13 protein-coding genes and 1 pseudogene are annotated in these 12,620 nt (G+C 64.2%); all 14 read left to right on the forward strand.

Annotated elements, in window-relative coordinates; genetic code table 11:
* A partial coding sequence (locus BSZ39_RS10475) for a hypothetical protein (protein WP_073717280.1) occupies positions 1-940 on the forward strand: 940 nt, incomplete at its 5' end.
* On the forward strand, positions 937-2,313 hold the full coding sequence (locus tag BSZ39_RS10480; protein ID WP_083603250.1) for a YcaO-like family protein: 1,377 nt from the start codon (positions 937-939) through the stop codon (positions 2,311-2,313). The genes BSZ39_RS10475 and BSZ39_RS10480, both read left to right, overlap by 4 nt.
* A gap of 14 nt (positions 2,314-2,327) precedes the next feature.
* Entirely contained in the window at positions 2,328-3,062 is a 735-nt protein-coding gene (locus tag BSZ39_RS10485; protein ID WP_106506940.1) for a CPBP family intramembrane glutamic endopeptidase, read from the forward strand.
* Between the two features lie 311 nt (positions 3,063-3,373).
* On the forward strand, positions 3,374-3,691 hold the full coding sequence (locus tag BSZ39_RS13600) for a hypothetical protein (protein WP_102237441.1): 318 nt from the start codon (positions 3,374-3,376) through the stop codon (positions 3,689-3,691).
* A 21-nt stretch (positions 3,692-3,712) separates the two neighbouring features.
* On the forward strand, positions 3,713-4,945 hold the full coding sequence (locus BSZ39_RS10495; RefSeq protein ID WP_073717284.1) for an acyl-CoA thioester hydrolase/BAAT C-terminal domain-containing protein: 1,233 nt from the start codon (positions 3,713-3,715) through the stop codon (positions 4,943-4,945).
* A 45-nt stretch (positions 4,946-4,990) separates the two neighbouring features.
* Positions 4,991-5,152: pseudogene (locus BSZ39_RS15105) on the forward strand (TetR family transcriptional regulator); the annotation flags it as partial.
* On the forward strand, positions 5,153-5,599 hold the full coding sequence (locus BSZ39_RS10500; protein ID WP_230975936.1) for a hypothetical protein: 447 nt from the start codon (positions 5,153-5,155) through the stop codon (positions 5,597-5,599).
* Between the two features lie 90 nt (positions 5,600-5,689).
* A complete protein-coding gene (locus tag BSZ39_RS10505) occupies positions 5,690-6,286 on the forward strand; it encodes a TetR/AcrR family transcriptional regulator (RefSeq protein WP_073717286.1) in 597 nt (198 codons plus the stop codon).
* A 16-nt stretch (positions 6,287-6,302) separates the two neighbouring features.
* Entirely contained in the window at positions 6,303-7,511 is a 1,209-nt protein-coding gene (locus tag BSZ39_RS10510) for an MFS transporter (RefSeq protein WP_073717287.1), read from the forward strand.
* Positions 7,504-9,216, forward strand: a complete 1,713-nt coding sequence (locus BSZ39_RS10515) for an ABC-ATPase domain-containing protein (RefSeq protein ID WP_073717288.1) — start codon at positions 7,504-7,506, stop codon at positions 9,214-9,216. Before BSZ39_RS10510 ends, BSZ39_RS10515 begins: the two co-directional genes overlap by 8 nt.
* Before the next feature lie 216 nt (positions 9,217-9,432).
* The gene (locus tag BSZ39_RS15110) at positions 9,433-9,888 is read left to right on the forward strand and encodes a helix-turn-helix domain-containing protein (protein ID WP_366127971.1); all 456 of its coding nucleotides are present in this window, start codon (positions 9,433-9,435) and stop codon (positions 9,886-9,888) included.
* Positions 9,889-10,095: 207 nt separating this feature from the next.
* Positions 10,096-11,181, forward strand: coding sequence for an ArdC-like ssDNA-binding domain-containing protein (locus BSZ39_RS10525; RefSeq protein ID WP_073717290.1), 1,086 nt, complete (start codon positions 10,096-10,098; stop codon positions 11,179-11,181).
* A complete protein-coding gene (locus BSZ39_RS10530) occupies positions 11,178-12,098 on the forward strand; it encodes a bifunctional DNA primase/polymerase (RefSeq protein ID WP_073717291.1) in 921 nt (306 codons plus the stop codon). Before BSZ39_RS10525 ends, BSZ39_RS10530 begins: the two co-directional genes overlap by 4 nt.
* Positions 12,095-12,544 carry a DUF2637 domain-containing protein gene (locus tag BSZ39_RS10535; protein WP_245792497.1) on the forward strand — a complete coding sequence of 150 codons (450 nt, stop codon included), beginning with the start codon at positions 12,095-12,097 and terminating at the stop codon, positions 12,542-12,544. Before BSZ39_RS10530 ends, BSZ39_RS10535 begins: the two co-directional genes overlap by 4 nt.
* Positions 12,545-12,620: the final 76 nt, after the last annotated feature.

Below are 12,620 nucleotides of genomic sequence, written 5' to 3' on the forward strand. Positions count from 1 at the left end.
AGAAGATGAACTCGAGGATCACGCGGTGACCGCCCTGCTGTCCAGCACGACCACCCCGCTACACCACTATGAGGGACTCAACTTCGCAAAGAGCACGGGACAAACAAACGAAGACATCCGAGCGGTAGTAGAATATCTCGAAGAGAAGGAGATCGTCTCCGCTGAGGCCGACAACTATCTCGACCAGTACGTCGACCTGGTCCAAGGTCGACGTTCCTCTCTTCGTGAATGTCTCGAACCCGTGGTCATCGTGGGCCCGGCCGAGGTTACCGGCCCTCTGCAGACGGGCTTGGCACAGACAGTGCCCGACCTGGAGATCGCACTCGCCGATGAGGACCATCCCCTGGCATCACTGACTCACGCTGACTCAGCGTGGCTGGAGGACGGTCTGGAGTTCTATCGCCAAATACAACGGTTCGAGGAGTTGCGCGGGAGCTTTGTCATCTATGCCGAGGCAGTGGCCGATCCGGTGAAGACCCGAATCGTGGACCGTGTCATGGACCATCTCGGGGTGCCGTGGCTCTACGGTGTGGTCGACGGCCCGTTCGTTCTCGTGGGCCCGACTACCGTGTCGAAGCGCACCCCTTCCTGGGATGCCTATGAGACGCGCATGCTGATGAACCTGCGTGAAAGCGCCTCGTACCAGTCCTATAAGAAGGCCCTCGCGCAAGGCCGCGTCAACCAGGACAAGGCGTTCGAAGTGCAGCCGGTGCTCGCCCAGCTCCTCGCCGCCCACCTCCTGCCGGAAGCCGTGTCGTGGGTGACCACAGGCACAGCAGGAACCCTGTCACACGCCTACTCATTCTTCGCCCCGACCTCCGAGTTCGCTGTTCACGAGATCCTGCCCCTGCCCGACAGCACCGTCGGCATGCCGGTGGCAGAACGCGATGACTTCGAGCTGTACTTCGGGACACGGACGCTGGAGGAGATCGCAGAATGACACCCTCACCGAGCATGCGCCTGTCCTCAACGGACCATCACCCTCGCCTCAATCCCGACTTCGACCGGCTGGCCCGACGGATCATCAGCCCGCTGACCGGGCTCAGCCGCACCCTGGGCTTCATGATGCGCGGTCGCGACGAACCACGCATCATTGTCTCCGGCGCACAGCTAACCGGCGTTGAACACCTCCTTGGACGCAAGAGCGGTCTGACCTATCACATCGGTGGATGCGGCATCTACACCGAGGAAGCCCTGATCCGCAGTGTTGGCGAGACCGTCGAACGCTACGCCCAGGTCGTCAGACCCCTCACAGCCGACTATGAAAGCGTCTTCGAGACGCAGGCCTCGATGACCGAGGCAGGCAGGTCCGCCCTTGTCGGCCCTTTTGCGCGCCCGTTCCGCGACGAACAGTATGCACAGGACACGTTCGCATACTCGCCGCTCGAATCGGATTCCCCGATCACGTGGACCCCCACTCGTTCGCTCATCACCGGCGAGACAAGGTGGGCGCCAGCGCAGTTGCTCTACATTGGATACCAGCTCCGCAAACGGGAGGGCGAGCCGTGGCTGAACTCGGCTGTCACGACCGGGAGCGCAGCCCACACCTCACCCGAACTCGCCGTCCGGTCGGCGCTCTACGAGTTGATCCACGGCGATGCCGCGATGGGTCACTGGTACACCGACCGTATTGCTCCACAAGTGCGTTTCGGTCGTCGCACCACGGCGCTCAAGGCCCTGCTTGACCGGCACCTCGCTGGCTCGCAGGTCACGCCCACCTTCCATTATCTCGAACTGCCCGGCTTCAACGTTCACGTCACTGCGTGCGTGATGCGCGGCCGCCCTGGGTCGGGACGGGGGCACAACCTCGGGCTCGGCATCGCCTCAAGTCTCGAAGACTCCCTCTACAAGGCGTTTCTCGAGTCAGCAGCGGGAGTCCAGCTGTCGAAAATGCTGCGGATATCTCCCGAGCTTGTCGACGGTGCCGTGGGCGCGCGCACCACTGACACGACGCAGATGTTCGACCTCGACGCCAATGTCGCCCACTACGCGCGACCAGACGGCGCCGCGGTCCTCGATCGAAAGTTCCCCAAAGACCAGTTTGTCGACGCCAGCGATCTGCCTGCTGATGGAGCATCGGACGTGCGCTCTGAGATCGACGCGGTCATCGCCGGCTACAAGCGCCTTGGCGCAGAGCTTGTGTTCGCCGACTGCACGACGCCAGAAGCGCGCAGGCTCGGCTTCTACGTACCCCGGGTCTGGTCACCAGACACGATGAGCCTGTGCCTGCCGAGCGCCCCGCCACTGAACCACCCGCGTTTCCAGGCATATGGCGCGGTCGCTGATGCCATGCTTCCGCACCCCTACGCATAGGCCGGTGGGCAGATGTGATTGCTCTGACAGCCCTTGCTCTGGCAGGACGACCACTGAGCGCGCACATCCTCGCGTGGTGTGTCAGCCGGGGCCTGCGGGTACGGCCCGGCGTCATCTTCATTGTCACGATGACGCCCATCGCCGTCGGAGCCATCGTCACCGGAGCCACGATCAGCCCGGCGCCTGACAAGATCACACAGGTGGGCATCCACGTGCTCATCGGCCTGGGTCTCGGGGCGCTCTTCGTCCTGACAGAATGGTCTCTCGCCCGATACGTCCGCCCGAAGACTCAACGAGCGACGGAAGCGACGGACATCGACGCCCGACTGCACACCGATCCGTCTGTCGCCGATGCCGACGGAATCGCCCGCATCTACCGCCACTGGGCCACTCCCCAGAAGATCGCCATCGCCCGACCCTGGGCGTTGCCGGAGCTCTGCCTCGTCGCGATCGTCGAGGAAATCCTGTATCGCGGAATCGTCGGCTTCGTGGCACTCAGCGTCGAAACACCGGCGGCGTCCATCGGACTCTTGGCAGTGTCCGCGATGCTCTTCGGGCTATCGCACGACGCCTACGGTGCTCACCAGATCGTTCTCAAGACCGCCTACGCCTCGGTCCTGGCCGGGACCACTCTGCTCGCGGGCTCGCTGCTCTCTGCTGTCGTTGGCCATCTGGCGCTCAACGCCTTCTCGTGGGCACAAACCCGGCACTGGATGCGGGCAGTTCAAGCACAACAGAGGGCCGGATGAGCGAGCAAGACGTTTCCGGTCCCCGGCTCCTCCGAGAAGCAGGGCGCACATACGCAGCAGCGGGCCTGGGCTTGACCGGAGCGCTCATCCTGTTGGCTGCAGCAGGGTGGCCGCGCTCGACGATCTCCACCCCCGAGGCTGTCCTCAACGGCCTCTGCCTGGGACTCACAGAGGCGACAGTCCTCCTCAACGGATATCTGTGGATAGGTCGCAGGATCTCCGCCTCACCTCGTTACCAAGACGGGCAGCTCCCCAGAAAGACTGCCGGATGGATCTGGGCCGCCTACCAGGGGGCTGCACTCCCACTCGCTGTGGCTCAGCACCGCCTGCGGCGGGGTGAACTCGGCACGATCCTTGCCCTCGTACTCATCACCGGGCAAGAACTTCTCCTGCGCGCAATCCAGACTGCCCTGACTCCCACCCACCAACTGCTGGGTATCGGGGTCAGCGTCGCCATCGGCATTGCCCTCGCCGTCTCCCCGTGGGTACCGCGGTTTCACTGGCTGTTCGCCGTACTTCAAGGCACCCTCATGGGTCTGCTGCACGGGCTCGTATTCACCATCACCGGCAGCCTAGCCGCCGTCGTGACGGCAACTGCCGCCTCCTACCTCGTCCTGAAACGCATCTAGAAGCTAAAGGAAATCACTGTCATGGTGCACTTCGCCCCACACGTTCCTCACGGCCTTGTCGACGAGCCCATCACCGCGGTCCTCCACGAAGCCTCGCCACACCAGACCCTGTCCGTGGAGGTCTCGACAATCGATCACGAGCAACGGCGATGGTCCCGCACGCTCGACGTGCACGCTGATGCCTCAGGCCGCCTCGACCTCACCCAGGCCTCCCAGGTCGACGATGGCCTCGGCTACGACCCTCACGGGCTCGTCCATCAGCTCACGCCCGAGGAACCTGCTCGATGGACAAACCAGATCTCGTTCACGCTGCACCCCCTCACCATCCTGATCGACGTACGCGATCCCGCAACCGGAGACCTCCTCGCAGCGACCGAGTTCGTACGAGCTTTCACCGGCAGAGACGTGATCCGCCATGAATGGCGCACCAGAACGACCACGGCGAACCTCTACCAACCCACCCAAGGACACGACAACCGAGCTGTCGTCGTCATTCCAGGCGCATGGGGAGGATTCGACTGGTGCAACCAGATTGCAGCACTCATCGCCTCACATGGACGACCGGCGCTGGCATTGCCCTACTTCGACTGGCGAGCAGAGTACGGACTACCAACAGGCATCGACCGCATCCCACTTGAGTACGCACAAGAAGCCGTTCGACGCCTGCATGCTAAGCCAGGGATTGACCCGAACTGGACCAGTGTGATCGGCATGTCCAAAGGTGCCGAGTTCGCGCTCGCGTGGGCAAGCCATGATCCGAGCGTCGACGAACTCATCGCACTGTCACCCACCCTCTACGCTTGGGAATCTGTGCGCGAAAACGGGACGCCGCCGGCACGCTCGTCTTGGAGCTTCCACGGAGAGCCGCTACCGTTCCTGCACTTCGACGCCGACGAAGAATTCTACGAGACGCTGGACAAAACACTGCTACAGAAGTTCCACGACAAAGCCGTCGAGGAAGCTCCATCCGACACACCTGCACGACTGCCTGTTGAGCTCATCAAAGCGCGCACTCTCTTGATTTCACAGGAGAGCGACACACTTTGGCCGGCGTCACGCATGGGTGCCGAGATCGTCCAGGCGATGCAGCAGTCCGGAGCAGGTGCACAAGTCGAACACCACATCGTGCCGGGTCGCGGTCACGCGATGTTCGCCGCTGGGGTACCTGCCAATGATGTCGACACGTCGGCCCGCATCAACGGCCTGGCCCAGACCGCGATCTGGGCCCAGGTCCGCGAGTTCTTGCAAATCTAGCCAGACGCCCTGGCATCGACGAGCATTGGGAGAAGAGGGTACGACATACCGAAGAAAAGACCCAGGCAACCCGCGAACGAATCATGCTCGCGGCACTGGACGCGTTCGCTAGGGACGGATGGGCAGGAGGCGACGTACGAGCAGGTCGCCTCCACTGCGGGATTGACTCGGGGCGCGGTCCACCACCACTTCAAAAGCAAGACCGACTTGCTGCAAGACGCCCTCGTATTCGGTTGGCTCGCCTACAGCGAAAGACTCCTCGCCCACCTCGAACGGACCAGCTCCGCGACACAACGGCTCCGCGACTTCATCGCCGAATACATCACCCTCCTGGATGAAGACGAACGCTTCAAAGCACTCGCTGCAAACACTGTCCTCATCGCTCCGGCGGCACTGGGCCCCAGTGCCGCACAGAGCCACGCCATCGATCACTGGCGCAACGCGATCACTGCTGCACTGGCCGAAGCCCAGCCACCGGGACCGATACCAGCAGAACTGGCATCTCGGCTCATCATCACACTCATCCTGGGTCTGACCGCCGCCGCCATCTGGAGACCGGCCGACATCCCCAACCCCGAGCATGCGCCCACGATGGCAGCACGCCTTACCAGCGCGGTCGTGACTCCGAGCCCCGAGCCGAGGCAGAACACATGAACACCGACAAGAACCTGCAACCGAAGAGTCCTCGACCCACAGGGTACGGCGCCATTGACCCCCTACTTGGATACGTGCTAACTTGTATGTATGAGACGTACTGCCGAGGACGCGGCCAAGACCCGCGTCGCGCTGCTAGACGCAGCACTAAGGGCCTTCGAGGAGAAGGGGTGGCGGGGGGCAACATTCGAGCACGTCGCAGAGTGCGCAGGCGTCACACGAGGCGCGCTGAACCACCATTTCCGCGACAAGCAAACCCTGCTCATCGAGGCGCTCGAATGGGGCTGGTCCGACTACGGGCAGCGCTTGTTCTCCCAGAACAACGACTCAGTAGGCACGTCGGCTCACGAAGCGCTGAAGGCTCTACTAGCTGACTTCACTCGCTTGCTCACCCGCGATGAGAGATTTCGCGCCCTGGCATCAACGACTGTTCTCGTTGCGCCACAAGCTCTTGAGCATTCCGAACGCAACAGCGCCCTCGACGAATGGCACGAGCGCATCGAAGGTCTCATATCCATGCCCGAGCGCGACACTGCTCGCCCAGGGAGGAGAGAGATCGCCAGCCTCGTACTCGTGCTCCTCCAAGGGTTCACCGTGACTGCGGTGACTCGCCCACAAGACATACCGCAACCCGACGAACTCGACACCGCACTCACAGCGCTGGTGAGGGGGTTACTCGACTCCTAAGGACACACACTTCGCTATGACCACCAACGTCACCTCTCGCGTATCCGGTGCGACTCCGGCGCGCGCCACCACCGTGGCCGGCGGCATTCTCTTCACCGACATGCTGCTCCAAGGACTCGCCATCCCCGTGCTGCCGCTACTGCCTGCGGTTGTCGAGCAAGGAGCAGCCGCAACCGGCATCCTCTTCGCGTCCTACGCCGTGGCAATGGTCATTGCCACGCTCTTCGCCGGACACCTCGTCGACCGCCGCGGTCCAAAGGGTCCACTCGTGATCGGGCTGATCGTCTTGGCGATCGCGACCCTCCTGTTCGCCACAGGAGGGCCGTACTGGCTCCTCCTGGTCGCTCGCTTCGTCCAGGGAATCGCCGGCGGCGTCGCATGGGTCGCGGCACTGTCGCTTATCGCCGCAACGACAGGGTTCGACAAGCGAGGCCAGATGATGGGCATCGCCATGTCCACCGTGACTCTGGGGGTGCTCGTCGGCCCGCCACTGTCTGGCTTCCTCGTCGACGCGTTCGGACCCGCTTCGCCGTTCCTGCTAGCCACATTCGTCGCCATCGTCAATCTCGTCCTGCTGGTGGCACTGATTCCGGGATCGCCTCGGCAGACCGACGACACAGCAGGGCCCTTCACCGTGCTTCGTGTATCGGGCTCGGCGGCCATCGTGGCTGCGATCACGATCGGCGCGGCGGTCCTCGCTGCAGTGCAACCCGTGCTTCCCGGGCACCTGGGAGCACAGGCGACGAGCACCATCATCGGCGTCCTGTTCGGTGTCGCCGCGCTCGTGAGCATCATTGCCAACCCGATCGTGGGCAGGTTCGTCGCCTCGGCACCGCCTCGGGTGCTTATCGGCATCGGCATCGTCGCCGTGGTGGCCGCACTGCTCGTTCTCGGCTGGTCAACCAGCATCTGGCAGATCGCGATCGGAATGGGCCTCCTGGGCCTGTCGTCGGCAATGTTGCTCGCCCCCGCCACCACGCTCATCAGCGAGCAAGGATTTCGGTCGAACCCGCCCACGCTCGGCGGATCGTTCGCGCTCTACAACCTCGCATACGCGGCAGGCCTGGCGATCGGACCGCTGCTGACCGGATTCGGTGTCCAGCAAACCGGTTTCACCACGGCCATGGTGATTGCCGCCGTCGTGCTCGCTGTGCTCGGCGGCATAGCCCTCACCAAGCTGCCCGGGCGCCAGAACGTCACCGCCTACGAGGACAGCCATGCGTGATCGTACGGCCCTCGAGCGTACCCTCGCCCAGATCGATGGGCGAGGGTACGCCTCGTACAAACAACTCGCCGGCACCTACCAGTTCGGCACCTTTCGCCTGGCCATCGACCAGGTCCAGGTCGACCCCTACGCCCCACCGTCACGAATGCGGATTATCCTGGGCCCCCAAACTGCTGGACTGCCTGCCGATCTGACCAACGATGCGATAGGACGACGCGCGGTCGCTGACTTCCTCACCCGTCAGTTCTTGGACGTCGCCCACCGCTTGTTGCCAGAACCCTCCGGTACAGGCAACAGCGGGCTAGTCAGCATCGGCCACCCTGGCCAGGAAGTCCTTGAACGCACCAGCGTCGTCATCGCCCCTGACCGCATCGAGGCGCGTATCGATGTTGGCCTCCCTGCATCCGGGCGCAGAGTCCGTGGCCGCGAGGCCTCCAAACTCCTGGGCTCCCTCTTGCCGAGGATCGCCAATGCTTCACTCGTGTGCGCGAATCTCAACGAGCGCGTGCTGCGAGAGCATGTGATCCTCCACCGCGATCAGGAATGGCTGCGTTCCCAACTTGCTGGCCAGAATCTTGTGGCCTTCGTCGGCGACGGCGCGATCTTGCCTCGTCGTTCTGGAGACTCAGATCTCCCGTTGTCCGGTACGGATGCTATACCGTTCACCAGCCCCGATAGCATGCAGGTCGAGTTTCAACTGCCCAGTGGACAGACCGTGACAGGGATGGGTGTGCCCGAAGGCGTCACTGTCATTGTCGGTGGTGGCTACCACGGCAAATCGACTCTTCTCCATGCCATCGAACGCGGGGTCTATCCGCACATCGCCGGCGACGGCCGGGAGTGGGTCATCACCCGTGCCGATGCAGTCAGCATCAGAGCCGAGGACGGCCGAGCCGTCACCGGCGTCGACATCTCGCCCTTCATCACGAACCTGCCCTCTGGCATCGATACGCGGTCGTTCAGCACGTCTAACGCCAGCGGTTCGACCTCCCAAGCCACAAACCTGGTCGAGGCCATCGATGCCGGTGCGTCTGCGTTGCTGATCGATGAGGACACATCAGCGACAAACTTCATGATCCGAGACGAACGCATGCGCGCTCTAATCCCAGCCAGCCGGGAGCCCATCACGCCCTTCGTCGCCCGTGTCCGACCGCTATTTACCGAACTAGGCGTGTCAACGATCCTTGTGGCGGGAGGGTCTGGAGCGTTTTTCGATGTCGCAGATCAGGTTATCGCACTCGACCACTACATCGCGCGCAACGTCACGAAGGAAGCTCGCAAGCTCATCTCAGACCACCAAGACGCTGAACCGAATGATGGCTCCCGGGCGTTCACCTACGAACGGACTGCTCGAGTCCCAGATCCGAGCTCTCTTACGCGATCGAGAAATCAGAGGCCGGCGAAAGTGAGAGGCGCGACAATCCAATTTGCAGGCGAGACGATCGACCTCAGCGCTATGGCCCAGCTCGTCGATCCAGCACAGACTCAAGCCATTGCATGGGCACTCGACCGTATCGCAGGCCTCGCCGACGGTCAGAACTCCATCGAAGAGCTGGTGCTAGCAGTACAGGAACGGGTTGATGCAGAGAGCCTCGATTGGGTGTCGCCATTCAACGGACACCCGGGACACCTGACAAGACCACGACAACACGAACTACACGCAGCGCTCAGTCGGTTACGCGGCCTGCACCTCGCAGGACCATGAGCCGCGTTGCTAGGCCGCGTCTACGCGGCGTTCATGGCCCGTGAACCCTCCTGTGGGACTGAGGGGTACCAGGTTTCGCTGGCGCTCGCAGCGGCTGCATGCCTTGTCGGGTTCATGGGCATCGCCCTCCTCTTGCGCAGTGATCGAGCCCTGTCGCGCTAAGCACTCGACCTCCACGCGGATGGGTCTTCGGAGGCTCCCATGAGTCGCAACCGCATGGGGTCTCTACGTCAAGTGGCGGAGCCTGACCCTGCTGAGATTGCTGCATCACTACTCAACGACCGGCCGGAAGTGCAATGGACTCTGGAGTCACTGGCAAGAGAGGTGCACATTTCGCCGTCTCAGTTGGGTAGAGTTTTCGCGCGACGGTACGGGATCAGCCCGATGAAGTACCTGACGCGGGTTCGCTGCGTCCAGCTCGCGACACTGCTCGCGCGCAGCCGACGTCCTGTCGGTGAACTGATGCACGAAGTGGGATGGCGCAGCCGAGGCAATGCTGCGCGACAATTTCGACGCATCACTGGCCTCCTTCCTACTGAGTACCGTGACCAGTCTCAGCAACGCGCTCGGCCCGTCACACCCCTCACTGACGGGTACGCCAAGTGCCCGCGCTGTGGCCAAGAAGTCGAGATCGCTTCAGTGTTGATGATTCCAAACGCCGCTTCCTTGTAACGATTCTGCTCATCTTCGGAAGCAACGCATGGCCTGATCTCAGCGCACCTGCTAGGCCGGGTATGACACGTCGGGTTCGTTGGGTTCCTGGCGGTCAGTGTAGGGGTTCCTTGTTGTCCGTCTTCTAGTGCTGGTGGTTCCGGCGTACCTGATGGTCACCGGGTCGGTTCTTCGACCCGGTGGGCAGGTTCGCGGAAGGAGACCGGCATGGCAACCTCGGGCAAGGATGCTCGGGCGGCGCGGGAGGCGAAGCTTGATGCGCTGCATGAGCGGCTGACTGGTGCGGTCGAGCAGCTGGTCTCGGGTGAGGATTGGGCCCGGGCGTTGGCGTTCGCGGCCCGGTTTAGGGCGCGGTCGTTCGCGAACACGATTCTGATCTTGACCCAGCATCGGGAGGCTTACGGGCTGGGTCTGGTGCCGGACCCGGTGCCGTCGCATGTGGCGGGCTATAGGCAGTGGCAGCAGTTGGGCCGTCAGGTGTCGAAGGGGCAGCCGGGGTATCAGATTCTGGCGCCGGTGACGGGACGGTTCGCCTCAGCGACCCCGCAGGATGCTGAGTCGTGGCGGCGGCTGGGTAAGGGTGAGAAGCCGCGTGCGGGTGAGACGGTGCGCACGAAGATGGTCGGCGTCCGCCCCGCCTACGTCTGGGACGCCTCCCAGACCACCGGTGAGCCGATTCCTGAGCCGCCGGCTCCGCGGTTGTTGGAGGGGCAGGCTCCTGCCGGGTTGTGGGAGGGCCTCGCTACACAAGTCGACACGGCCGGGTTCGAGTTGCGACTGGTTGCGGATGCGTCGGAGATTTTCGGGGCGAATGGGCTGACCGACTACACGAACCGGGTGGTGTCGGTGCGTGAGGATATGGACCCGGCAGCGCAGGTGAAGACCCTGGCTCACGAACTCGGCCACGTCCTGTTGCATGGCCCGGACGCCAGTGAGGCGCGGCAGCATCGCGGGATTGGTGAGGTGGAGGCCGAATCGGTCGCGTTGATGGTGGGTGCCGCGCATGGCATGGACACCTCCGGCTACACCGTCCCGTACGTGTCGACGTGGGCGGCCCGGGTGGAGGGCCAGGACCCGGTCGAGGTGGTCAAGACCACCGGGGAACGGGTCCGCAAAACCGCGCTGGGGATTCTGGAGCAGCTCGACACCACCCAGGTCGGCAACGGCACCCCGCCCGGTTTGGAACGCGACATCCCCACTCGCGAACCCGCGACGCGGCAGGGGCCTGCTGCACCGGCGGTGTCGGAGTCGGCGGGGCGGGTGGTGTCGGGGCGGGAGGCGGTGGCACGATGAGCCCGAACCTCTACCACCTCGCCAGCCTTCTCGCTCCTGGCTCGGATCGGTCGCTGGGGCGGGTGGCGAGTGATCTTGCATCGGCGGGTGTGCCGGTGTTTCCGTGCGTGCCTGGGCAAAAGCGACCGTTGACGCCGCGCGGGTTCCACGACGCCACCACCGACCTCGCCCAGATCGAGCACTGGTGGACGCGATGGCCGGAGGCGAACCTGGGACTGCCGACCGGGGCGGTCTCCGGTGTCGTGGTCGTGGATGTTGATGTCCGCGAGCACGTGGATGGCCGGGAGAGCATGCGCCGCGCCCTCGATGCGGGGCGGGCAGGTGTGCCGGTGTTCACGGTGGTCTCCCCCTCGGGTGGCCGGCATGGCTACTACCCGGCCACGCCGGATGTGGTGCAGCGGTCGTGGCAGGCTGCCCGGGCAGGTGTGGATTTCCGCGGGGATGGCGGCTACATCGTCATCCCACCCTCACACACCGCTGCCGGGTCGTATCGGTTGGCGACGGTCCGGCAAGGGGCGGCGTCCGGGATCGACAGTGACGCGCTCCGGGAGTTCCTCGACCCCCGCCCCTCTCCGCGACCGCGCACGACTCACCGGGGCATGGCTCCGAGCGAGGCTGGGGTGGTGGTGTCGCGGCTGGCGGCGTGGGTGGCTGGTTTGGGTGAGGGCGAGCGGAATCGGGGGTTGTTCTGGGCGGCCTGCCGGGCCGCGGAACACGACATCGCACCCGCCACCGCAGTGGAAGCACTCGGTGCGGCTGCCTCCGAGGCGGGGTTGGGTCCGCGGGAGATCGCCGCCACCGTGCGGTCGGCCTACCGCACCACCCACCCCACCACGTCCACAGCACCCAGGCCCACCGAACCAGCGGCAGCATCGCCGGTGCGGGTGCCGGTGGGCGCGGGGTGGGGGCTGGCGTGAGTGCGCGGCGGTGGGCGGTGTGGACGGCGGTCGCGGGGACGGTGTTTATCGCGATCGGGGCGTTCTGGCTGTCCTTCACCTCTCTGGCTGATCTCGCGGCCCGTTCGGGCATCGGGGCAGGTCAGGCGTGGGCGTGGCCCTTGATCGTCGACGGCATCATCGTGGTCGCCACCGTCGCCGTCGTCGCACTCGCGGGCCAGAAGGCCGCTTGGTACCCCTGGGCTCTGTTGATCGGCGGTGCCGTCGTCTCGGTCACCGCGAACGCCCTGCACGCCATCGTCGCCGCCGACGCCGACGTCCCGGCCCTGCTGGCGGCAGCGATCGCCGCGGTTCCGCCCGTAGTGTTGCTGGCGATCACCCACCTCACCGTCATCCTCACCCACACCACCGATTCACAGCCGGTGATCTGGCGAACCGTCCCCCACCACAGGTCAAGTCCCTTGTAGTGGTGTAACGGCGTTTTCCTCTCGTTTGGGGTTTTAGCTTGCTAGTGCGGGCGTGTCGGTATCGGTCATGGTCGTG

The sequence above is a fragment of the Bowdeniella nasicola genome (genome assembly GCF_001907295.1).
Classification (GTDB): Bacteria; Actinomycetota; Actinomycetes; order Actinomycetales; family Actinomycetaceae; genus Bowdeniella; species Bowdeniella nasicola.